General features: G+C 36.1%; 27 protein-coding genes and 5 pseudogenes. 4 read left to right on the top strand and 28 right to left on the bottom strand.

The features are described 5' to 3' along the window. Window positions 1-56 precede the first annotated feature (56 nt). Window positions 57-575 (bottom strand): GNAT family N-acetyltransferase, encoded by a 519-nt coding sequence (locus FC37_RS09210; RefSeq protein ID WP_025006098.1) that lies wholly within the window; start codon window positions 573-575, stop codon window positions 57-59. Between the two features lie 224 nt (window positions 576-799). Between FC37_RS09210 and FC37_RS09205 the strand changes: the two genes are divergently transcribed. Then, complete coding sequence (locus tag FC37_RS09205) at window positions 800-1174, top strand: SIR2 family NAD-dependent protein deacylase (RefSeq protein WP_025006097.1); 375 nt, start codon at window positions 800-802, stop codon at window positions 1172-1174. A gap of 91 nt (window positions 1175-1265) precedes the next feature. Continuing rightward, a complete protein-coding gene (locus tag FC37_RS09200; RefSeq protein WP_082603685.1) occupies window positions 1266-1865 on the top strand; it encodes a TetR/AcrR family transcriptional regulator in 600 nt (199 codons plus the stop codon). A gap of 228 nt (window positions 1866-2093) precedes the next feature. Here the strand turns inward: FC37_RS09200 and FC37_RS09195 are convergent. Further along, window positions 2094-2853, bottom strand: a pseudogene (locus tag FC37_RS09195) (NADPH-dependent oxidoreductase). Between the two features lie 142 nt (window positions 2854-2995). Beyond that, entirely contained in the window at window positions 2996-3136 is a 141-nt protein-coding gene (locus FC37_RS10610) for an alpha/beta hydrolase (protein ID WP_236697324.1), read from the bottom strand. 164 nt (window positions 3137-3300) lie between these two features. Here FC37_RS10610 and FC37_RS09190 point away from each other — a divergent pair. Then, window positions 3301-3591 (top strand): annotated as a pseudogene (locus FC37_RS09190) (multidrug ABC transporter permease); the annotation flags it as partial. Window positions 3592-3643: 52 nt separating this feature from the next. On the opposite strand, the gene FC37_RS09185 reads toward FC37_RS09190, so the two are convergent. From FC37_RS09185 to FC37_RS09140, 10 genes and pseudogenes are all read right to left on the bottom strand, one after another. Continuing rightward, window positions 3644-4228 (bottom strand): LPXTG cell wall anchor domain-containing protein, encoded by a 585-nt coding sequence (locus tag FC37_RS09185; protein ID WP_025006095.1) that lies wholly within the window; start codon window positions 4226-4228, stop codon window positions 3644-3646. 11 nt (window positions 4229-4239) lie between these two features. Next, window positions 4240-5578: pseudogene (locus tag FC37_RS09180) on the bottom strand (IS3 family transposase). A 64-nt stretch (window positions 5579-5642) separates the two neighbouring features. Continuing rightward, the gene (locus FC37_RS09170; protein ID WP_025006092.1) at window positions 5643-6263 is read right to left on the bottom strand and encodes a CadD family cadmium resistance transporter; all 621 of its coding nucleotides are present in this window, start codon (window positions 6261-6263) and stop codon (window positions 5643-5645) included. Between the two features lie 542 nt (window positions 6264-6805). Continuing rightward, complete coding sequence (locus tag FC37_RS10940; protein ID WP_255404534.1) at window positions 6806-6937, bottom strand: hypothetical protein; 132 nt, start codon at window positions 6935-6937, stop codon at window positions 6806-6808. 183 nt (window positions 6938-7120) lie between these two features. Then, window positions 7121-7297 (bottom strand): DUF2933 domain-containing protein, encoded by a 177-nt coding sequence (locus FC37_RS10160; RefSeq protein ID WP_081776575.1) that lies wholly within the window; start codon window positions 7295-7297, stop codon window positions 7121-7123. Between the two features lie 52 nt (window positions 7298-7349). Beyond that, entirely contained in the window at window positions 7350-9503 is a 2154-nt protein-coding gene (locus tag FC37_RS09160; protein ID WP_025006091.1) for a heavy metal translocating P-type ATPase, read from the bottom strand. 133 nt (window positions 9504-9636) lie between these two features. Continuing rightward, window positions 9637-10068, bottom strand: coding sequence for a CopY/TcrY family copper transport repressor (locus tag FC37_RS09155; RefSeq protein ID WP_025006090.1), 432 nt, complete (start codon window positions 10066-10068; stop codon window positions 9637-9639). Window positions 10069-10256: 188 nt separating this feature from the next. After that, window positions 10257-10667 carry a hypothetical protein gene (locus FC37_RS09150; protein ID WP_025006089.1) on the bottom strand — a complete coding sequence of 137 codons (411 nt, stop codon included), beginning with the start codon at window positions 10665-10667 and terminating at the stop codon, window positions 10257-10259. 13 nt (window positions 10668-10680) lie between these two features. Next, the gene (locus tag FC37_RS09145) at window positions 10681-11232 is read right to left on the bottom strand and encodes a hypothetical protein (RefSeq protein WP_025006088.1); all 552 of its coding nucleotides are present in this window, start codon (window positions 11230-11232) and stop codon (window positions 10681-10683) included. A 373-nt stretch (window positions 11233-11605) separates the two neighbouring features. Beyond that, entirely contained in the window at window positions 11606-12172 is a 567-nt protein-coding gene (locus tag FC37_RS09140; protein ID WP_025006087.1) for a hypothetical protein, read from the bottom strand. A 226-nt stretch (window positions 12173-12398) separates the two neighbouring features. Here FC37_RS09140 and FC37_RS09135 point away from each other — a divergent pair, with 226 nt between their 5' ends. Next, window positions 12399-12638, top strand: a complete 240-nt coding sequence (locus FC37_RS09135; protein WP_056945625.1) for a hypothetical protein — start codon at window positions 12399-12401, stop codon at window positions 12636-12638. Between the two features lie 441 nt (window positions 12639-13079). Here FC37_RS09135 and FC37_RS09130 read toward each other — a convergent pair whose 3' ends face one another. The 15 genes and pseudogenes from FC37_RS09130 to tnpA form a co-directional block, all read right to left on the bottom strand. Continuing rightward, the gene (locus FC37_RS09130; RefSeq protein ID WP_025006085.1) at window positions 13080-13940 is read right to left on the bottom strand and encodes a transporter substrate-binding domain-containing protein; all 861 of its coding nucleotides are present in this window, start codon (window positions 13938-13940) and stop codon (window positions 13080-13082) included. An 11-nt stretch (window positions 13941-13951) separates the two neighbouring features. Further along, window positions 13952-14692, bottom strand: a complete 741-nt coding sequence (locus FC37_RS09125) for an amino acid ABC transporter ATP-binding protein (protein ID WP_056945624.1) — start codon at window positions 14690-14692, stop codon at window positions 13952-13954. Between the two features lie 9 nt (window positions 14693-14701). Beyond that, entirely contained in the window at window positions 14702-15376 is a 675-nt protein-coding gene (locus FC37_RS09120; RefSeq protein WP_025006084.1) for an amino acid ABC transporter permease, read from the bottom strand. Next, the gene (locus tag FC37_RS09115) at window positions 15357-16016 is read right to left on the bottom strand and encodes an amino acid ABC transporter permease (RefSeq protein ID WP_025006083.1); all 660 of its coding nucleotides are present in this window, start codon (window positions 16014-16016) and stop codon (window positions 15357-15359) included. Before FC37_RS09115 ends, FC37_RS09120 begins: the two co-directional genes overlap by 20 nt. Window positions 16017-16273: 257 nt before the next feature. Next, on the bottom strand, window positions 16274-16927 hold the full coding sequence (locus FC37_RS09110) for a Crp/Fnr family transcriptional regulator (RefSeq protein ID WP_025006082.1): 654 nt from the start codon (window positions 16925-16927) through the stop codon (window positions 16274-16276). Window positions 16928-16944: 17 nt separating this feature from the next. Then, window positions 16945-17451 carry a DNA-binding protein gene (locus FC37_RS09105; protein WP_233186985.1) on the bottom strand — a complete coding sequence of 169 codons (507 nt, stop codon included), beginning with the start codon at window positions 17449-17451 and terminating at the stop codon, window positions 16945-16947. Between the two features lie 45 nt (window positions 17452-17496). After that, complete coding sequence (locus FC37_RS09100) at window positions 17497-17727, bottom strand: heavy-metal-associated domain-containing protein (RefSeq protein ID WP_025006081.1); 231 nt, start codon at window positions 17725-17727, stop codon at window positions 17497-17499. A 76-nt stretch (window positions 17728-17803) separates the two neighbouring features. Continuing rightward, window positions 17804-18664: pseudogene (locus tag FC37_RS09095) on the bottom strand (HAD-IC family P-type ATPase); the annotation flags it as partial. A gap of 14 nt (window positions 18665-18678) precedes the next feature. Next, window positions 18679-19658 (bottom strand): annotated as a pseudogene (locus tag FC37_RS09090) (Gfo/Idh/MocA family protein). An 80-nt stretch (window positions 19659-19738) separates the two neighbouring features. Continuing rightward, window positions 19739-19969: a hypothetical protein gene (locus FC37_RS09085; RefSeq protein ID WP_025006079.1), complete on the bottom strand. Its 231-nt coding sequence runs from the start codon at window positions 19967-19969 to the stop codon at window positions 19739-19741. Window positions 19970-20066: 97 nt separating this feature from the next. Beyond that, a complete protein-coding gene (locus FC37_RS09080; protein WP_025006078.1) occupies window positions 20067-21329 on the bottom strand; it encodes a replication-associated recombination protein A in 1263 nt (420 codons plus the stop codon). Beyond that, the gene (locus tag FC37_RS09075; RefSeq protein WP_056945623.1) at window positions 21329-22192 is read right to left on the bottom strand and encodes an NAD(P)-dependent oxidoreductase; all 864 of its coding nucleotides are present in this window, start codon (window positions 22190-22192) and stop codon (window positions 21329-21331) included. Before FC37_RS09075 ends, FC37_RS09080 begins: the two co-directional genes overlap by 1 nt. A 14-nt stretch (window positions 22193-22206) precedes the next feature. After that, entirely contained in the window at window positions 22207-22659 is a 453-nt protein-coding gene (locus FC37_RS09070) for a hypothetical protein (RefSeq protein ID WP_035434446.1), read from the bottom strand. Further along, window positions 22646-22861, bottom strand: coding sequence for a helix-turn-helix transcriptional regulator (locus FC37_RS09065; RefSeq protein WP_025006076.1), 216 nt, complete (start codon window positions 22859-22861; stop codon window positions 22646-22648). The genes FC37_RS09070 and FC37_RS09065 overlap by 14 nt, the downstream gene beginning before the upstream one ends. 154 nt (window positions 22862-23015) lie before the next feature. Further along, the coding region (tnpA, locus tag FC37_RS09060; RefSeq protein ID WP_236697323.1) for an IS200/IS605 family transposase at window positions 23016-23360 on the bottom strand (345 nt) is incomplete at its 5' end.

Raw genomic sequence — 23360 nt, 5'->3', positions numbered from 1 at the left:
ACGTTGCTTATATTCCCATGGTAGCGGATACAGATAAATTAGTAAACTGATATGCTTTATAAATTTAATTCAAAAGCAATTCTTTCGGGATCGATCGGATCATCTACTTTTATCGTTCCTCTGATAGTAAAGCCGTTACTTTTAGCTAAATGCTGCATAACTGCATTTTTCTTAAAAGTATCAATCCTAAAGTTAGATATATTGTTTGTCACTTGTAATGAAATTAAATTAGAGAAAAAGTAATTTGCTAGATGCATCCCGCGATATTGGCTGCTAATAGCCATTCGGTGGATGGTTGCGTATTCATCTTGATCATTATGCCATTGACCATCTATTACTTGATAAGTGGGTTCAATTCTAGCAATCACAGCTGCATAACCTGCTATCTGGTGATCAACAACTAAAACCCACCCAACATTATTTTCTATGTCTTGAGTGATAGTTTGCTTATTAGGATATCCGCTTTGCCACTGCGTGCTACCAGCTTTCTTTAAAAATGCCTTAGCGTCATCGATGATTGGCATAATACTATCAATATCATTTATATTAGCTTTTCTGGAGTAAATAAGTGTCATATCTTTTCTTCCCCCTTTTTGCATATATTTTTAACAAACTATACAAAAATAAAATATGAAAGGCAAATTCACTACATAATCTCAAATCTGTCCATTATCTGAATCTGACATTTTGCCGTGAATGTGCTTAACTGCCTAACCCCTTTACCATATGATGTTTACATCAAGTTCTATACAGCATGTATAAGAGTAAACAATCTAATAAAAAATTAGGTAAACATTATATGAATAAAATTGATGAATTAGTAAACCATGTGAAAAAGGCAGATGCCATTATTGTTGGAGCCGGAAGTGGAATGTCTAATGCGGCAGGAATGGCTTTTTGGTATTCTGCTAGTCCTCTATTCATAAAGCATATGAAATACTTTTATGATAAATATCATTTTGAAGGTATCTTCAATGGCTTTTATACTCAATTTAATTCCAAAGAAGAGCATCGGGCTTTTATGCTTGAATCTTTAAAAATGATTCTCAAAATTCCGCCGCAGAAACTAACTTATGAATATCTCAAACAATTAATTGGCGATAAACCAGTGCATTTTGTGACTACTAATCAAGATACGCTTTTTAAAAAGTTCTTTCCGAGGATGAATTGTTGATACCTAGTAAAATTGCTGCAGCTATTCTCTGATCAAGGTGATATTATTGAACGATTTAGTATTAAAGAATAAGATTGTGAGTTAATAAGCTATGGTAGAAATCAAAAGAAGAAAAACAGATCGTAGAACACTTTATACAATTAGAGTAATTAAAGATACTTTTATTAAATTAGTTAAAGAAAAATCATATTCTAAAGTTACTATTACTCAAATTTGTCGTGAAGCTGATATTACTCGTTCTACTTTCTATTTACATTTCACATCAATAACTGATGTGTTAAATGCCGTTCTCAATGATGTCCTATTTTTAGTTCAGGAATCAGCTACAGGATTAGATACAGAGGACCACTATTCTTTTGATTATCTTAATAAAAATGAATCCTTAGTACCTGCTTGTCAACGGATCGGAGATTCAGATAAATATCAAAGTCTATTAATGGATCCTGATTTAAGTGAATACATTCTTGGTCGGATAGTTGCTCATGAGCGAGGTAAAGTCTTGCCTTTAATTATTAAGAAAACTGGGTTAAGTAAAGAAGATGCCGAAACATTATTTACGTATATTATTCATGGCTCTTTCGCTGTTAATCGTGCCAATCATTTCCAAAAGAATGAAAAATGGGCCCATGGTGTGCAAATGTTAAATCGTTTTACTAAAGCTGGATATGAGAAATTAGCTAAGAATGATTAAGTCAAATATATTTATTAAGACTTAAATAAAATAGACCAGTATCCTAATGTTAAGCAAAAAAAGAGACCGTAAAATAGTTTGTGTAAGGATGAATGATTCTTTAAATTAATTTCTTAAACTATTAGAAAAAGGAGTTCCTTTCTCGTATGATTGGTTTGAACAAAAAAACATACAGAAAGAAGAACTCCTTCATGAATGATTTTACCAAAAATATGGCACAAGCTCTATTCAATCAAGACATAATTCTTGTTGATGTAATTCTTTTACTAATTGATCACGATCAGTTTCATGATTATTGAGCTTAGCGCCCGTAATTTGCTTAGTAAATGAATCAATCCGGCGATTACTATCACGTAAATCATAGTAAGTAGTCACGACTTGATCGTAGTCCTTTAAATCTTTAACATCAAAATCTTTTGGATATGAATCTTCAAAACATATGAATTTAAGTGGCAAACGTGGCTTTAATTGTGGCTCTTGATCGGGCACGCCAACTTGCATCCCTAAAACAGGAAAAGTTAACTTAGGTAGATCAAGAGTTTTTAGCATTTGCAAAGGATGATCAATGATCATTGATTGTACCAAGAGGCACATAACCTAAATCCATGCTTTCAACGGCATTAGCCACATTTTGAAAAGCAAGCAATGTATCTTCCATTGCTTGGAAGAAAATATCGGTTGTATGTACTCTACCGTCATCTTTGTTTAGTTGCTTTCTAATTTGCTGATTGCGGTAAAGATCGACAATAAAAATAAATAGGTCTCCTTCAGCACCAACATATTTTTGACCGCAAAGTTCCTGGATCTTTTGTTTTTTGGCTTCATCGGTGATGTGCAGTAGGGATGCGTTTTGCATGAACATGCTAGTAGCTGTGCGGCTGAAGACAGTGTATAAAGTTTCTAGTTGTTCATGATTTAAGGTGATATCCTTAAATTTTCGAATAGACTTGTGATTGAGTTGAGTATCAATGGTGGAGTTATGAATCATAATTAAGCTTTTTTCTAACTAATTGTAAGTCTACTATATTGTAACAGAAGACAAAGAAAAACGAGCAACGACTTTCATTATTATTAATGATTATCGTTACTCGTTTTTTCGCAGTTATGGAATTATATAATATGTTGGTTAATTAAAGATTTTCTTTAAAGAATTCATCAAATTTATCAAATGGGATTTTATCCATTTGGTCATATAAGTCAACGTGAGTTGCATTAGGCACAATGACCAGTTCTTTTGGATCCTTTAATCGGTTATAAGCTTCTTTAGCCATGTAACGTGAGTGGGCTTTTTCACCAGTTACGATTAACTTAGGTTACTTGATAGTTTCAATTCTTTGCTGTAGTGGGAAGTTGTAGTAGCTCCATGGAGTAAGAGCATCCCAAGCACCATTTGAGTTAACTGAACGTGGGTGAAATGCACGGCCAACATAGTAGTCAAAGAATCGCAATTGCTAGAGCATTTTTACGCAATCCTAAGATTTTAATGTTAGACGAAGCTACAGCTAGCTTGGATTCTGAATCAGAAGCAATGGTCCAAAAGGCGCTGAGTGGATTAATGAAAAATCGGATAACTTTGGTCATAGCACACCGGTTAAGCACGATTGTTGATGCAGATCGTATCTACTTTATCGATCATGGCACTGTTTCGGGATATGGTAAGCATGATGATTTAATCAAATCTACCCCACTCTATGCGGAATATGTTAAAAATCAATTTAAGAAATAAATAAAAGCAATCAAATCTCTTTTTTAAGTGAGACTTGATTGTTTTTTTATCTTTAATTGTGTTTACGCTTCTTAAACCCAAGACTAGACAATATACCAGTGCCTAAGCTTAAAAGAATTCCAGCAATTAAATTAGTATTTCTGTTCTCTGAATTACCAGTTTGTGGCAATTCAATTTTGGTATTAGTTGCTATAATTTTATTCTTTTCAGGCGTATTAATTGCTGAATTTACCTTGTAATGCTTTTTAGGTGCAGTAGGTTGCTTTTCAGATTTTGGCTGAATAGTCTTACGGGTAGATTTTTCGTTATTGGACTTACCTTTTGGTTTTGATTCAGCATCTGGCTTAACTGTTATGTCAGAATCTTCGGTGTTTAATTCGGGTTTTGGTGGAATAGTTTCATCAGGCTCATCTGTGTCAGGAGTATCTGGCACTTCAGGAACATTCGGTTCTTCTGGAATCTTAAATTCTGGCTTGCCCGTAGTAATGGGATTGCCACTTACACCAATGTGGAATTTCGGTTTGTCGGTAGTGATAGGATCGCCGCTGATGCCAATCGGAAATTCAGGTTTATCAGAAGTGATAGGATCACCACTTACGCCAATGTGTCCTTCCGGTTTATCAGTAGTAGAAGGCATACCACTTTGGCTTATTCTTTGCTTTTTCGTCCTGTCTTGATTCTTACGTTGTTGTAGTAATCGATGTATTTGTGAATAGCTTTCTCAAACTCATTTAAGTCCTTGTATTTATGTTCTTGGCCTTAGAACATCTCCCGCTTAAGAATGCCGAAAAAGCCTTCTATTAAACCGTCATCGAGAGAATTACCCAACCTGGACATACTCTGATCGATCCCTCTGTTAGCCAGAGCAGCTCGATATGCTTGGTGCTGATATTGCCAGCCACGGTTTGAGTGGAAAATAAGCCCATTAAGAGCCGGGTGCTTCTCAAATGCGTCATTTAGCATAGTCATCACTTGCTTAAGGTCTGGGTGCCTAGAAATGTTGTAGGAGATGATTTCTTGGGTACAACCATCGATAATTGGAGAAAGGTAGAGCTTTTGATCTCTAAGATAGAATTCAGTCACGTCGGTAAACCAATGTCTGTTGGGAATAATTGCGTAGAAATTGCGCTTGATTAAGTCTGGCTTGATTTTGCCCTGAACGCCGTAATAGCTGCTGTATTTACGTTTCTTGCGGATTGAGATAGCGAATAAGCCCATCTTTTGCATGAGCCTCTGCACCTTCTTATGGTTGACCTCATAGTCTTCCCGGCGAAGCTGTCCGTAGATTCGCCGGTACCCATAGCGCTGGCTGTGTTCTAGAAAGATCTCTTTGATTCTATCCATCAGCTTCTGGTTACCAGAATCCTTATCAAGCTTATGGGTTTGGTAGTAGTAGTTACTTCTTGAGATATGAGGCAATCCAGGGTTGGCATTGATAACGTCGATAATGTACTTAACGCTAAGCCGCAATTCTTGCCTTAATTCATTGATTGCACGAGCTAATTCTTCTTTTCTTGGCTCTTACGTTTTTGAATTAAGGCCTCCAATTTTTTTATGTATGCAAGCTCGACTGTAAGCCTCTTTACCTGCTCTTCCAGTTCTTTGATCCACTGTTTGTCCTTGCTTTTGGGCATTCTTGGGTTGATCTACCTTTCTTCTTGGTAATGACAGTATACCCGTTTTCTTTAAAAGAGCGAAGCCAATTTGCAAGAATGCCTGTATTTGTAAGTCCTAAGTCTAGAGAAACCTGTCTAAGTGCTTCACCACCTAGCAGAACTCTATCAATGGCAGCAAGCTTGAAATCAGCAGTATATTTCTGTTGAGGGCGATCCAGAATATCTTCACCATGTTTTTGAATCAAGCCCACCAAATACTGGATTCCTCCACGCCCCATCCCATATTTCCGGCTAAGGTAGGTGCCTCTTCTGTAATCATTTACCCATTCGTGGTAGATAGCAAGTTTGATTTCTTTAGTGTATTTAGTCATGAAAATAACCCCCGAAATTAGAACACTAATTTCGGGGGTCATATCATTTAAGGGGCTTTTTTATCTATAAAATAAAGTTTAGAAAAGTCTCTATCGTGCCATTTTCATACATGATGTATAGTCCAAGTGGAATGAATACTAAGGGCACAATGATTCGCTCGTATTTTTCAATTGGCTCGGATATTAACGGAATAGAGGATAGCACCCGACTAAGCTCGCAAAAGATAATTACGCCGATTGCAAACACAAGCAACGCCACGAGGGTCTGTGCCCAATCTAACGAAGCAAAATAAGGTATATAGATACTTAAATTATCTCCGCCAGACGCAATTGTCAGCAATGTAACTGTCCAAAACAGTTGATTTGCCTTACTTTGTTCTAATCTTTCAATAATTTCTTCCTCTTCTTCTTCCTCACCTTCTCCAACAATTGCAAAGCGAATCCCTAAATAGATAGGGATTAAACCAAGCAATCCAACCATCCATGCTTCAGGCACGAAATTGACGACATAAGCAGCAACTAAACTCACCCCTACAAGTAAGCCCGTGCCTAGATATTGCCCCGCATAAATATGCCATTTCTGTTTATTCTGTGATAGCTGTGCAAATAAAATAATCAAAACAATTAAATAATCTATACTGGTGGAAATATAAACACCAATAGCAGATATGATTGTCCGTCCCATAAAAACCTCCTGTATTAGTCAGTAATAAATCAGCAGATTTTAGGGGAGCACAGACACATTAATTTAGCTATCGCTAGTGGGTAATGCCGGACGTAAGAACGCATTTTATCCTCCTCAAAACGTAGTTACAAAATAGTTTCTAACTGGAATTCGGTGATTACTTCCAAGTAAGTATAACTAACTATACTTTACAAGTAAAAGTGTGGGCTCTACGAGGTAGTAGCGTTCTCCCTTCCTACTGGGAGAACTGCTATTTTTCTGCGCCTATTATCCGGCTAGAAAAACCTCCGACGGGCTATTGCATAGCGAGCGCATCTCATGCAGAACTCTACCCGAGCGGGGCAGGCTAGTGTTAGCTTAACCACAAGAAAATGAATTAACTATTTAGAATGCATTTTTTTCAAGAGAAAAAAGACCAAACTACCAGCTGGTCTTTCTCCTCTATTTTTTTGAAATACACTTTATTAAAACAGTCATATGTGTCGTAAATATGGAGCAGCCAGCATATATAAAAAAGAGTGCCATGTGACACTCTTTTTGAGCTATTTAATATCAACAACACCGACAAATTCAACATCATCAATTGCAGTTAAGTAAAAACTATCAGTTGGTCCAAGTATTGCAAGTTGACCATTTTTGATTGTACATTCTTGATCTGGTGTGGTCAGTTTCACCGTCCCTTTTAAGGGAATGAGAACTATATTTCCAGGTACAGGGTGAAATTCTCCGTTGTTTGTCACTGTATTTTTCTTTAGTATACGATGACCAACCCGTCTTTGACCATTTTCGTAAAGGTGTTCATGGACCTCATCACCGCGACTACCAGTTAATATTTTTATATAATATATACCCCCAAGTTAATTGACTTTTTTACGTGGCTTTTCAGTATTATTGGAATTTTGTTGAGTGTTGTTTCCACAGCAGCCCATACTACCAGAGCCACCGTGCATACCCTTGTGCATACCCTTGTGCATAAATAGCATCATGAGTGGGTGTGCTAGAAGAAAAAGGGCTATCAGAATCCATTGTGACATAGTTTCACTTCCTTTTGCTTTGTTTCTATAATAAGTTTTTGTCATCACTTAATTACACGTTTTTAATCTTTTTACCAGTCAATCCCATCGCATTAATTGCCACGATAATTGACGACATCGCCATGGCCACAGCACCAACGGCTGGGTCTAGAGTGATTCCCATAAATGACAACACACCGGCAGCGAGTGGAATTGCGACAATATTGTAGCCTGCTCCCCACCAGAGATTTTGAACCATTTTCCGATTTGTGATTTTAGCCAAATCAAGAAAATGTAAAATATCGCTGGGTTCTGATTTAACCAACACAACATCAGCGGAATCAATGGCAACATCGGTTCCGGCACCAATTGCAATTCCAATATCGGCCGCGGAAAGACTTGGTGCGTCATTTACGCCGTCACCAACCATGATGACGTGATTGCCCTTTGCTTGATAATCAGCAATAATCTTTTGCTTATCATCTGGTAATAGGCCTGCATGGAATTCAGTCAATCCTAGTAAGTTAGCAACGTGTTCCGCGGCTTTTGGATTATCGCCAGTGAGCATTACGGGGGTAATTCCTCGCCTCTGAAGACCACTAATTAATTCCTTAGCACTCGCTTTGATGGTGTCACCTTCAGCAACCATTCCTTGAACTTGGGTGCCCTGCAATAGGAAGCTGACGGAATTACCCTTAGCAGCCCATTTATCAGCAGTGGCTTTGTCAAACCTGATCCCTTGCTTCGTTAAATAGTTACCATTAACAATCATATAGTCAGTACCATCAATATTACCGGAAATACCAACGCCCGGAATATTTTGAGACTTTTCAGCCGCAACGACTTCAATGTCCTTCGCTTGGGCTTCAGCAATGATTGCTTGGGCCAGCGGATGAGTCGAATTATTTTCAAGGGCGGCCAGTCGGCTTAATAACGTTGTTTCGTCAATCCCATCATTTGGAATCAATGCATTCACAGTAAATTTACCTTCTGTTAACGTGCCAGTTTTATCCAAGAGAACGTGGCTAACATGTTGACTTGCTTCAATGGCTTGGCGATTTCGAACTAATAGCCCATTTTGAGCGCCAATCGTAGTAGAACGAGAAACCACTAATGGAATCGCTAATCCTAATGCATGCGGGCAAGCAATCACGAAGACGGTCACCATGATCGTCATTGCAGTCGCCAATCCCTGGGGTAACCAGGCAAAGAAAGCAATAATCCCAACACTAAGTGCCGCGTAAAATAGATACTTGGCAACTAAATCAGCTTTATCTTCTGCTTTAGATTTAGCTTGCTGGGCATTTCGAACCATTTTCATTACTTGAGAAAGATAGCCGGAGTCACCAGTACCACTAATTTTAACCGTTAGCGTCCCGTTATTGTTGATTGTACCACCAATGACCTTATCGCCAACGTTCTTGGTAACGGCAGCAGATTCACCGGTTACCAGTGCTTCATTCACGGTCGACTCCCCAGCCGTAATAACACCATCGGCTGGAATACTCTCACCTGAACGCACTTGGAAAGCTTGACCAACTTTTAAATCAGATACTGGCACTTCTTTTGTTTCACCATTATCTGTAACTAGATGAGCCGTCTTAGGCAACAGAGCCGCCATCTTTTGTAATGCATTCCCAGCCCCCATCAATGCATTCATTTCAATCCAGTGTCCTAGAAGCATAATTAAAATCAGGGTTGCAAGTTCGAACGAAAAATCCATTACAGGATTTGCCGGGTTCAAGAAGTTGTTGGCAATAAATGCGTACAAACTGTAGAAATACGAAACGGAAATTCCAAGGGTTACTAGCGTCATCATTTCAGGAGATTTATTCTGAATTTCCGCTTTAGCTCCCTTTAAAAAGGGCATTCCGCCATAAAAGTAAAGTGCCGTATCAAACAAAACGATGATAATGCCAACAATTAGCGGTGAACTGAAACTGAGGATGGAAACGTTTAAACCCATGATTGGTGCTAACAGTAAAACTGGAATCGCTAAGACAACGGAGACCCAAAATTTAACTTTCAAATTCCCCATATGCATCATTGAGCCACCGTGCATCATCATGTCGGTCCCAGCCATATCCATATCACCGTGATTCATGTTCATTTGGCTGTGATCCGTTTCGGTCATATCGTGATCCATATGACTCATATTTGATTCATTATTTTCCATATTCTTAGCACTCATGTTTTTCATGTTCATATGTTCCTCTTTATTTTCCATGATTATCGACCCTCCTAAAAATAAGTGTGCGTAGCAAAGCGGTTAGAAGCCTAAATATAAGTTCCTTGTGTGGAAATCCCCGGGCTCGGGATTTTTGTGCAGCAATCCTAAAAGTAAACAGAACACCACAGTCTTAACACGTTTGATCACCTGGCAAGCAGTTACACTGGACTTCTTCGGGCGCTGTTTTGGCCTTTTCAGCTAGAATCGCCTGTAAGTTCGCAATATCCGCCCGTGAGAGTTCCCTTGACTGAATAACGCCGGCAATTGTTGAACCAGCCCGCATCGCACACATATGGTCAAACAAATCATCTGCCGCTACCGCCATTGATTCCTTCTCGCCAACAACCGGCTTATACGTGAATGGTCGACTGCCGCCATGCTGCGCAACCGCCTGTTTTTGAATCAACCTGTGAAGTAGCGTTTTGGTTGTTGAAGCTGACCAGCCTTCTAATTCGTTCATAGCATCAATTAGTTCACGACTAGTCGCATGTCCCATTGTCCAAATTACTTTCATAACCATCCATTCAGAATCGGTGATGGTTACATTCTTTGCATCCTTCAATTGGCTTCCTCCATTAATTGAATTCTAAGTTTACGTTTGTAGACTCCTAACATTTATTAGTTTACAATTGTAGTCACAATAATGCAACCTTTCTGCCAGAAAATACTATGAATTTTTCACTATAATGAATACTTGCTAGAAAATAGTTCTTTATATCAAGAACTTAAAAGATATTACCGTGGGAAAGATTAACATATTTTGTATTCATAAATTGAAAGTAATGATGTAGAATATAAAACTTTAATGTCATTAGGTACATTAACAGGAGCCGTCATTGTGAAATTGAAGTTATTGTCGGCCTCGTCGTTAATATTAATGACCGCCACTCCGTTATTAACTTTTTGCAAATTGTTGTCGATTCTCAAGTCATATTCTAATGCCCCAGGATTTTTATCATCAGCAATAGTATTATCAACTGCAAATGCATCGCTTGGTCCCTTAATACCTGATGCAATGTGGACTTGTTGAGCAGTACTAATGGTCCAGTTACCATTACCTAAGACATAAACATTGTCAGATTTTCCTTCAGTTTGAGTGCTCTTCCAATCTGAATAATCTTTGGCTGGTGTCTCAAGCATCTTAATATGAGGACTGTACATGTAAATCGCCCATTTATGAGACAGCCAAAGGTAAGTTATTAATATGAACATCATTGTTATGAACAGCGGTAGTATCAAAGATATAGCCTGTACCAGTGTAATCAAGCTTCACTACTTCTTGGTCATCAACCGTAAAGTGAGTAATCTTTGGTTGTTGTTCCGCAGGTTGTTTCCAACCACGATCAAAATTACCATTATAAACGGTACCTTCTGGCAAAACATAATAGAAAATTGGTTCAAGCACGCTATGAGAAGTGGCATTTCTATCTGCATTACTGTAAACTGAAAGAAATCCTGCATCGTTATCACCAGGCATGCGTTTATGTTGTTCATAATAAGTTCCCACACTAGTTTTAGGCTCTGCTAAATTTTGTCTAGCATATAAAGGACTTGCAAATACCCAACTATTTTCATTGCCTTTAATTAGGCCACTATAAACAAAACCAATTTTGGAATCGAATTCGTAACCGTCTTTGATTGGTGTGCCAGCCTTTAATGTCTTATTAACTGTACCGTAGGCTTTAATTCGATTATCACCGTTAAAAATAGCACCAGCAGAAATCACGTTAGGTGTAATGACAACCTTGGCAATACTTTGATTATCCGTGGCTTCAATACTTTGACCGGCTTGAATAGTCTCAGAGTTTGTTTGACCATCGGTATAAGTTATTGTATAGGCATGGTGTCAGGTAAATTAACTGGATCGTATGGAGTATCTAAGTGATTAATATTTAAACCATCAGGAAAAGTAAGCGTAATTTTAGCAGTAGTAATATCTTGATTGGTTGTATTTTAAAAACCAAAAAAGTTAACCAGCTTGGAAGGGTCAACATCTTGTGGAATTTGATGTGAGTCCGCATAAACATCCGCAGATAGTGTGATTTCTGGTACTTCATTGTTTGGCTTACTACCTAGTAAAGTTTCAGTCCAAGGTTGATCTAAATCTCTAATAAGAAACCGTCTGCCTTTATGATAGTTTGATCGATATGAATTGTTTTATCTGCCTTGATTACAGTATCGTCAACTGACTGAGCAACAGCATAGTGACCTACAATTCTATAACCAAAACTACCATTGTTCCAATGTTGACGACCACTACGCTTTGGCACATGAATAACAATAGTGCCACCGGGTCCAACAGCTTGAGTAATAGTTGTTTGATCGCCAAAATCATTAATCGTGTAAGTTTTATCTTGGTTCAACACAAAACTATCAGGTACAGGAATTGTAATAATGGTATTAGTGTTCACTGTAGAATTAACTTTTTTGCTAGAATAATCAAGACCTTTGGCTACACCGTCTGTTTCATTAATGTCAAGTTCATAGGTATAGTCAGTATTTGGCGAAGCTCGTACAGAATCAGCTATAGGACTTGTACGCTTAAATGTAGGATTCATTTCCGGACTAACAACTTGTGTCAAATTCAATTCTTTAGTTTCGGAATTTCCAGCTTCATCTTTTTTAGTGATGGTTATTTTCTTGAGTACATCACCAATAAATTCCATTGGTGTATCCTGACTGCCATAATTATTACTTGGATTTAAAGTAAATTGTTGGTGAATTGTACCGGCATTATCATCAGTAAATGTGTTAGTGATGATGCATTTATCTTCATCATTAGCGATCGTAGTTGTACCACCAGACTGAATATTTTGTCCATCAGTACCAATACCATAAGTTCCTTTAGGAATTACAATTTGATATTGATCGCCCTTTTTTGGATTAGAAACGTTGAAATCAACAGCAATTGCTGTGGTATCACCAGTCGCACCTATTGTATTGCGACTAATTGATAATGTAGCACCGCCATTTCCGAAAGTTACTGATTTAGCGGTTGACTCAGTTTTTGATTCTAATAATGGTTTAGTTGCATCTACTGATGATGCCTTTGAAGTAGTGATCGTTTCTTGTTTAGGATCTTTTTCTACATTAATCTTGGCAGTATCATTTTGGCTAATTTGTGTTGGTTGAGTAGTAGTCTCTTCCTTGTCAGTAGTTTGTGTAACCTGTTCTGCTTCTGTATTATTTGTTTCTTTTTTAATAATTTGATTATCGTATGTAAGAGTATTATCTAATATCTTATCAGAACTGTGACTGTCAGTATTTACATCTAAATTATCTGTTGAAGTTTGAGAGCTTGTTTCTTTAACAGTTACTTGAGTAGCATTATTGTCTACAGCAACTGAAACTGTTTCAGTTTTAATCCCTATGAAAAACGCACAATAATTGCGGAAACCAACGCACCCGATGCTAATTTTCTAAAGCTGTAGTGTTGTTCAATTTCTTGGTTTAAGTGTAAGTTCTTCTTTTTCAGCCTCATTGTTATCAATCCCTTAATACAAATAAAACATCATTTATTTTTTGATGATGGTATTAAAAAAGAGAACCTCGTTTTCGAAGTTCTCTTTTAACTTATTTCAAAATAATGTCGGTTGGCTTAATATCCTTTCCAAAGTATGGTGCAAGTTCTGTTTGATAATCTTTTATAAAGAAGCCTTTCTGAGTTAACTTAGTTATTTCTTGATTGGTCCATTTTAATAATGAGCGATTGCCCTTCTTTACAGCTGGAGACACATACTGGCGTGACCCAATACTTTTAATGCCGACTACATACTTCGGATTTTTCTTAACCCAAGCATAAAGATATGAATTATCATCAGCTAAGGCTGCACCACGGCCATTTTTTAGCGCGTTGAACTGCTGCGTCTTAGAGTCAAATTTTAATAAGTTAACACCAGATTGTTTAGCAAAATAGTTTTCGGCTGTCGTACCCTTAGTGACAATCAATTTTTTACCCTTTAATTCTTGGGCACTTTTGATTGGCGCGTTTTTAGGCGAAATTACACCCACTGACACCTTCATATAAGGCTTGGCAAAATCAACTATATCCTTACGTTCAGGCGTTACTGTAAAGTTAGCTAAAACTATATCCGCTTTGTTTGAATTCAAAGTATCTACACGATTATTGGCATTTACTTGAATAAAACGAATTTTAACGTTTAAATCTTTAGCTATTCTACGCGCTAAGTAAACATCATACCCCACTCTTTTGCCTTGGTCATTTACCCAACCGTATGGTGGTAAGTCTCCAAAAACTGCAACTCTGATATAACCACGGCGTTTAATTTCTGAAATGCCGTTTTCATTGCTCCAACGGCTGCCAGCAGTACCGCTATTTAAATTAGGTTGTGTGAAGCCAAAATAAGCAGCACTCACTACCACTATCAGAGCAACGATGCCCATAATAATATTAAAAATATTTTTCTTTTTCATTGGCTTTATCCTTAATAATCCATACTGTCTAGGAAATCTTTTGCTCTTTGCGTTTGAGGATGATTAAAGAATTCTTTTCCTGGTGTATCTTCTAAAATATGGCCATCTTCCAAAAAGAGTACTTCATCTGCAATTCGGGAAGCAAAATTCATTTGGTGAGTAACGATAATCATTGTCATGTGATCACGTTTAGAAAGGAGCTCAACGATTTCCTCAATTCCGCGTACCATTTCGGGATCGAGGGATGCAGTGATTTCATCCAAAAGCATGATTTCAGGTTTCATTGCCAATGCACGAACTATGGCTACTCGTTGTTTTTGACCACCTGATAATTCTCTAGGATAAGCATTTAGATATTGCTCTAATCCAACTTGCTTTAGTAATTTAATTGCTTCTTCTTTAACTTCATTTTCATCACGTTTTTGTACCTTTACTGGAGCAAGTAAGACGTTTTCTATCACGGTTAGATTTGGAAAGAGATCGTAACTTTGGAAAACCATACCGATTTTTTGTCGCAAGATTTGCCATTCTTTAGGACTAGGATCAATCTTCTTCTCGTGGAAATAGATTGATCCATTTTTATAATCTTCTAATCCATTCAAAGTTCTAAGTAAGGTACTTTTACCAGAACCAGATGGTCCAAGTAATGTTAATACTTCACCCTTTTTCAGTGAAAAATTAATGTTATGTAAAACTTGTCGTTCATCATAAAACTTATTTAAATGCTCAACTTTTAAAATTTCTTCAGTCATAATGGTCACCTATTTTCTTTCATTAGTTAATTTCTTAGCCCAAGCTGATAATGGGTAATCGAGAACGAAATATAAAATAAAGATCAAACCGTAAACCCAGAAAACACCAGTTGGATATTGTTGGTTATTTGCTTCGATAATTTGCTGGGCAACATTGATTACTTCCATAATGCTGATAACCAGTAAAAGTGAAGTTGTCTTAATTACTCTTGTTGCTAAATTAATCGTAGCGGGTAGTTCAAGTTTAATTACTTGAGGAAGCAGAACATATCTAAACAGCTGAATTTTACTTAAACCTAGTGCTAAACCAGATTCTCGTTGACTCTTAGGAACTGATTCAATTGCTCCGCGAACAATATCGCTAAATTCGGCAGCTACCCATAGTGAAAATGCTAAAACTGCCATCCAGGTTGCTGGCCAATTAACATGAAAAGTTCGCGGCAAAATATAGTAAACCAGGTAAAGTAAAACGATCGTAGGTACTATTCGGAAGAATTCTAGATAAACTCGCAGAATAAAACGAATGAATTTATTAGATAAAGTTCGCAGAATACCGAAAATAATACCAATTGCTAAACCGATTATTAATGAAATAGCTGCGATCCAAATTGAGGTCCAAAGACCAGCCATTAAACGGGCGAAGTTACTTCCTTCAAATAAAACATTAATTCCCGAATGCACCATAACGAACTCTCCTTTCAAGCCAAGTTAATAAAAGAATTACTGGGATCAAGATAATTGCGTATGCAATAACCAGCATTAATAAATATTCATTAGAACGGTAATACATTCCAGTTAAATCTAAGGCCGTGTTGGTTAATTCAGGAATCGCAATTACTGAGAAAATTGATGTTTCTTTAATTAAAAAGATAATATTAGCTGTTAAGGCAGGCATGCTTAAGGCAAAGCCTTGCGGAAAAACAACATAGCGAGCTAATTGAAAACGACTCATCCCCAATGCTTTTCCGCTATTAATTTGACTCGTAGAAATTCCATTAAAGCCACCAGTAAATCCCTCAGCCATGTATGCTCCACCTAAGAAAATTAAACCGATAATGCCGCAAACTTCTGCGGACATTTTTATTCCGATAACTGGAAAAGCGTAGTACAGGAAAAATAATTGAATTAAAAGTGGTGTGTTTCGTGCTAGTTCAACATATGCTGTCATGACTTGACTGAGTACTGGTACTTTAAAATATTGCGTCAGGCTAGCAATTATTCCAACAATAATTGAACCTATTATTCCAATTAGCGATAGCCAAATTGTGAGTCCAAATGCATGGACAAATACTGGCAACGCTTGTTGCATGATTGACCAATTCATAAGATCTTACCCTCCCAAAGACCAAACAAAAAAGGATCCACGAACCAATTCAGTTCGTAGATCCTTAAAATAGCTAAATTAAAAAACCAAGTTAACTATAAATATATCGAAGTACGTCATGCTGAATTAGCGTATGCAAAAAAGTATTGTCTTTTGGACAACATACACAGTTATGACATATAGCTTGTAAATTCAACATGTTGGTACTCCTTTCTTACTTTTAGTAACTTCCATTGACTATTAGTGTAAACTCATGCTTATTTATTGTCAATTGATTTTTTAAATAATAGTTGGATTTGTCTCAATTTTCTTTTTAAGACTCCTCGTTTTTTGAGTAAAATAAATTTACGGGATAAAGTTTCTGGTGTAGTTCCTAAATAAAGTGCTAAATCTTTCATTTTTAATGGTAGTATAAATGATTTATGTCCTACTTTTTTGGCATAAGTCTGCAAATAATTAAGTAGTCTATCCTCTACTTTAGGAAGACTTAATAATTGTATTTGTTTCTGCAAGGCACGTACTTTAATGATGTTTTGTTCTAGGAGCTTTATGCTTAATTCCGGTTGTTTTTTCATCAAAGCTAAAAAGTCATTGCGATTCAGTAAACAAATTTCACTATCTTCTGTGGCTTCAACGTAGGTATTGGTATTAGCCTCACCAAATAACCAATTTTCACCAGCATAATCTCCAGTTTTCAAGACTTGAATAACATTCTCATGTCCCTCTTTGTTCAAGGTATAAAGACGAGCGCTACCATGAGCAAGAATTATTAAATTACTATTTGAAGTGGGATCCAAGACTAACTCATTTTTTCGATAATTTTGGTGATGAACTAGCTCTTCTATTTGCATTTGTTCATCTATAGGCAATGCATTAAATAGTGGGACTAACTGAACACATAACTCTGCCATTTAAAGACTTCCTTTATTTAAAAATCGTCATCATCATCGTCTTCTTCAGTATACAATCCTTCACGCAAATCGTGATTCAAAAAGTTTTGTGATTGGCGAATTTGTTCTTTAATCCATGATAATAATTCTACTAAGTTCGCACTTAATTCTGGCCAATTTTCATTTTGGGCTAGAGTAATAGCCTTAGTAATAAAAAGAATTTGCGTATCAAAGTCTTTTACTAATGTAAATAATTGATCGTTACCCTTTTCGTATTTTGTAGCTCCATTTTCTTCGAGCATAGTATATTCTTTAAATTGGTCGGTGGTTGTAGGAATACTTTCGCCATTATTTACCAAAATTTGGTTTAATTTGTTGAACTCTGTTTGTTCGTATTCAATCCATTTAGGAGCATATTGACATAAAAATAAACTAGCATTACCTTTGGTAAAGAATTTAGCTTGGCTAATTTTTAAGGAGTGAATTAATAAGTTAGCAATGATATGACCAACCATTGCTCCGACCGTGGGAGTGTGATGGTCTATTTAACTTTGCTTTAGTTCTGATTGGTATGCTTCTTCTGAATTCATTTAATTAATCTCCTTTTCTTTAATGTCCATAACTTCATAACCCATTTTTTCGATAGCATTCTTCACATCATCTGTGTTGGTCTTGTTTGAATCCATTACAAACTTTAATTTGCCAGCGTTGAACAAAACCTTAATTTGATCAGTGCCATTAACGTTTTCAACAGCTTTTTCAATTTTGGTTAAACAAGATGGACAAGTCATGCCACCTAACTTCATCATTACTTTTTGCATAAATATCTTCCTTTCATCATTACATATTAAATTCTAAATCTTTTTTCTTCTTAGAAACTTGACGGTCATCAAGTTTTTAATAATTTTTAATTAAGCGCATCCCATTTAAGATAACGACTAAAATACTAAATTCATGGATAAACATGCCACTAGCCATTTCAACATAACCCGCAAACAATCCAACGAACAATAGCAGTACGGTTAATAATGCAATTGCAATGTTTTCATTCATGTTCAAGACAGTTCGCTTAGAAATTGCTAAGGCATAGTCAATTTTACGTAAGTCATTTTTCACCAAAACAATATCTGCCACGTCAATTGCTACATCGGTACCACTACCGATAGCAATAGCAACGTCAGCATTAGCTAGGGCAGGACTATCATTGACTCCGTCACCAATAAAAGCTATATGATGACCATTTGCTTGTTCGTTTTTAATAAATTGCGCTTTATCTGCAGGTAACATTTGTCCATGTACTTCATCAATTGGCAACTCTGCCGCAATTTGTTTTGCTGTTTCTTGATTATCGCCTAAGAGCATCACTAGTTTTTTAATCCCAAGTTGTTTTAATTTAAGCAATGCAGCTTTAGATTCTGGTCGAAGTCGGTCCTTAATGCCAAAGACTGCTAACATACTTTGATCAGTGTTAGAAAAAATGACAATAGAGTTACCTAAATTGCTTAATTTATTAACTACTTTAGTTAGTTTTGCATTAACAAAAGTATGCTCTTCAATTAATGCTAAATTACCTAAATAGTATTTATCGTTTTCTAAAGTAGCAGAAATTCCTTTTCCTTTAATTGTATTAGTAGTAATATGATCTATCTTTTCATCAGCTAATTTAGCAATTGCTTTTGCTAATGGGTGGTTACTTCGAGCTTCAATACTTACAGCTAAATTAATAATTTCTCTTCTATCACCATTTAGAATATGAATTTCATGTTTTCCTCCTATTCCAGCTTAAGCCCAGCGCTTTCAACGGCCTTTTGTAAAACTTGCATTACTTCGTCACTATGGTTGAGCATTTTTTTGCATTTGGACATGTCATGTTTTTCTATCATCCGGTTAAATTCTTTAAACTCCTCAAATATTCGATGAGGATATACTTTCTTATCAATATGTTGTAGTTTTTCACTGTTATGGTAAATATCAAATGAATCCATGACATTAGCTGGTCCATTAACTACAATTGTTTCATTTTCTCCTTCGATAGTTGAAGTTACAGGTGCTCCTGAATCTTTTGCTGCAATTGATAAAACTTTGAAATCACCATAATCCAGTAGCAAAATACCAGATGTATCAACATCACGTTGAATATTGGCTAAATATTCAACTGATTTTGGCACCCCGAAAAGTCCCACTATAAAGTGGATATTATAAATGTTCAGATCCATCAGAGCACCACCACCCTTTTTAGGGTCAAATACTGGTAAAATTTTTCCCTCTTTAAAAGCTTTGTAACGGTGAGAATTATTGTGAGTAATTCATGGACACAATTCTAATTAGACCTAGAATCAGGCAATTTATCTTTTAATCCTTGATAGTTTGTTAAATATTGATTGGTAATTGCTTCAGCTAGAATTAGATCTTTTTCTAATGCCAACTGTTTTAATTTCTTAAATTCATCGTATTTAACAGTGAATGGCTTTTCACAAATCACATTTTTATTAGCTAATAATGCTTGTTTGACAAATGAGTAGTGCAGGAAGTTAGGTACGGCTACATATACTGTATCAGCATTTGTTTCCCTTAAAGCAGTTGCATAATCAGTATAAATATTTTGAATATTATATTGTTTAGCTAATTCTTTCATAGTAGTTAAATCGTTTTCTGTACCAGCAATTCCAGTTAATTCCACTTTTGACAAATCCTTAGTTATTTGAAGCCAATCTTGTACAATAAAGCCGGCACCAGCAATTAAAAGTTTCATTTTTAGTATGATCAATATTCAAAAATTAAACAAACAAAAAACTACAGAACCTATCTGCATAAGTCTGTAGTTCTATTATTTTAAAGCATATTATGTTTTTTCATTCTTTCCTCGAAAATGCCGTTAACAAGTTTAGTCATTTTTTGCTTTTGTTCATCACTAGGTTCCTTTTCAAAAGCAGCATATAAATCAGGATATTCTTTAGCGATTAATTTACAAGTATTATTAGTTGCATGTTTACGAAAAATAGCAGGAATTTTTTTCAAGTATTCAGGTTTCACTAAAGTAATGATTTTTTCGTTAGTTGTCATTTCTTTCAACTCCTATAATTTAACTAAAGCTATTTTAGCTGAAGAAATTAGCTTTTACAAGCCTACTAAAAGTTAGTTTACATAATTTTAAATATTGTTAGTTCTTGTAATCTTCACCATAGATATATCGATGCAATTTTAAATATTGCTCACTTAGTCTTTTTTCATTGGCGTTATCTTTAGGATAGTAATATCTTTTTCCTTCCAAACCTTGAGGCATGTAATTTTGCTTTGCAATCTGATGTGGTTCAGCAAATGGGCTTTTAATCAAACCACCACCGGTAATTTCTTCAGAATGCTTATAATGCATGTCACGTAACCCTCGAGGCATGGGGTGTTGACTAGGATGTTCAGTGTCTTTGTCTAACTTATCCCAAATTTCATCAAAAGAACCAGATTTTGGTGAAATGCACATCAACATAGTGGCAAATATCAAAGGATACTTCGCTTTAGGCATCCCCACCTTTTCCGCCTGATTAGCAGCCGTGACTATTTGAGTAACCTGTTGCGGATTGGCCAAACCAATATAAGTATATGGAATTTCTCTTAACCGGCGGACAACAGATTGCAAGTCTCCATTTTTCAATAAAACTGCTAAATAATAAAGTGCAGCATCTGTATCTGAACCAGCCATAGAGTCTGAATAGGCAGCTAAATAGTCGTAATGTTTAGTTGCCTTTTTGTCATAGCTAAAATTCTGTCCTTTAGCAAAGTTTTTAACATCTTGAACAGTTAATTCTTCAGGATTAATTGCATGAACTGTTTCTAATATATTTAACGCAACACGTAGATCACCATCTGCTGCAATAGCTATTAATTTCAATGCATCCGTTTCAATCTGTTCATCTTTCAATTTGAGAACTTCTGTTGTGGCACATTTTAAAACTATCTCAATATCTTGATCGCTTAATGCTTTAAATTCAAAAATCTGACAACGAGAACGTACAGCTGGAACTATTGACATAATCGGATTTTCAGTTGTTGCACCGACAAGCAGAATATGACCATTTTCCAAATATGGCAAAAGAAAATCTTGTAGGTTTTTAGTCATTCGATGAATCTCGTCAATAAGCAAAACAAAGGGCTGATAAGGATAAGTTTTGATAAATTGATCTAATTTAGCTTTATTGTCGATTGAGGCATTAAATTTTGCTAAAGGATAATCAAATTGCTTAGCTATGATTTGGGCTAAACTAGATTTTCCAGTACCTGGTGGTCCCCATAAAATTAGAGAAATATTGACTTTTTGTTCAATAATTCGACGAAGAGGTTTTCCTTTACCAAGAAAATCTTGTTGGCCTACCATATCATTCAGTGTTTGCGGTCGCATTTTATCTGCCAGAGGTGTTCTGAAAGACATTATTTCCACCACAATTTAATTAAAGCTTGTGTGCCATCATTACCTAGTTTTTTGTCATCAACTAAAACTTCATATAAATGTTTTGCCTCTTTGGTTGAAGGTAAGTCTAAGTTCATCTTTTCTGCTTCTTCGAGAGCAATACGTAAGTCTTTCAAAAAATGTTTGGCAAAAAAGCCAGGGGTATAGTCACCTTTTAGTATACGTGGACCATAAGATCCTAGACTAAAGTTTTCTGCAGCACCAGATTGTAGTGTTTGACAAACCTGTTCCAAGTTAAGTCCAGCAGCTTTTGCATAAACAAGCATCTTCGTCATACCAGTCATAGTTCCGGCAATCATAATTTGGTTAGCCATCTTAGCATGTTGACCGCTACCGTAGGGACCGAAGTAATTCAATTTACTTGAAAAGGTCATGAAGATATCACGTAATTGATCAAGATCTTCTTCATGTCCACCAATCATGACTGTTAATGTCCCCTTTTTGGCGCCAATATCACCACCAGAAACAGGTGCATCAAAAATATGAATCCTCTTATCTTCACCAGTTTGACCAATCTTTTGGGCTAAGCTTGGTTTACTAGTGGTCATGTCAATGATGTACTGCCCTGCTTGGGCTGTTTCGAAGATCCCATTTTCTCCAAAATAAATGTTCTCAACATCTTGTGGAAAGCCTACCATCGTGAATAAAACATCTACCTGCTTAGTTAATTCGGCAGGATTGTCTGCCCACTTGGCTCCATTATCCAAGACAGGTTGAGCGTGAGCCTTAGTTCTGTTGTAAACTGTGACGTCATAATTATTCTTTAGTAAATTATTAATAATGCCAGTCCCCATTACGCCAGTACCAATAAATCCAATTTTCATTACTGTATTCTCCTTTAATTTTTATAATAATTAACTAACCAAATAATGAAATTAATAATAATCGTTAATATCCAAATTGATGATAAAACTGCTCCAATAATAATTAAAACAAAGGCCAATTGCTCATTTCCGTTTTTGGAATATAGAATAACTCCCCAAGCTGAAAAAGCCACACTAGCAATAATTATGATCCATTCAAGAATATGATACGATGTAGAATCTGTCTTCATCTGGACATAATCATCACGTTCATCATCATCGTCAATAGTACCAATATCTTTCATTAGATAGTAATTACCCAAGGTTACCAAAATCAAAATTACTAACCAAACTAAATCTTTGATAGTGTGACCTCGCCCATTAAAAATATCATTATATAAATCAACCATGTCTATAATAGTTATGATCAGAAAGAATACTGTACTTATAGCGTATTTAATTTTTCTCTTTTTATCATTCTTCTTCATTTTCAACAAACTCCTTCAAGCAAAATAAAGTTTCAATATCTGTCCCAAATAATTTAGCCAGTTTATAAGCTAAAACAATGGAAGGCTTATATTTCCCTTTCTCCACTGAAATAATTGTGCGCTCTGTCACGCGCACCTTTTCGGCAACCTCCCGTTGTGTCATTTTATTTTCTTTTCGATATTGTTTAACTAGATTTGGAATTTTGATCACTCCCTAAAACATGAAATCTACTTCATGTAGTTTACTTCACATTGTAACAATTTTTGCCCAATTTACAATAAAATAGAAGTAACGAAATGAGGTTTTATGATGAAAAAAATTAATTTAATGAAAAACGCCCGAAAATCCCCGTATTTTAATGCGGGGATGGATAGGGCTTGCCGCCAGAAATGGCATTGTAGATCTGGTCATTAATGTATTTTTCTACTACTTCTTTAGACATATTTCCTACCGTGCCAAAGTAATAGCTGGGTGACCATAAATGTCCGCCCCACATCTTGTTTTGCTTAATTTCGGGATGATTCTTGAAGAATAAAAAAGCACTTCTTCCTTTGAGTGCTTTGACTACGCTTGAACCTGATTTTGATGGTCTAAAGCTGATAAGCAAATAAATATGTTCAGGCATTATTTCCATTTTTTCAATTTTGATTTGATTATCTTCAGCTATTTGCTTGAGCAAGTCTCGCATTTCTTGAGCCAA

The sequence above is a fragment of the Lactobacillus gallinarum DSM 10532 = JCM 2011 genome, assembly GCF_001434975.1.
Lineage (GTDB): Bacteria > Bacillota > Bacilli > Lactobacillales > Lactobacillaceae > Lactobacillus > Lactobacillus gallinarum.
Note: the sequence above shows the minus strand (reverse complement) of the source record. Positions and strands in the feature narration are given on the sequence as shown.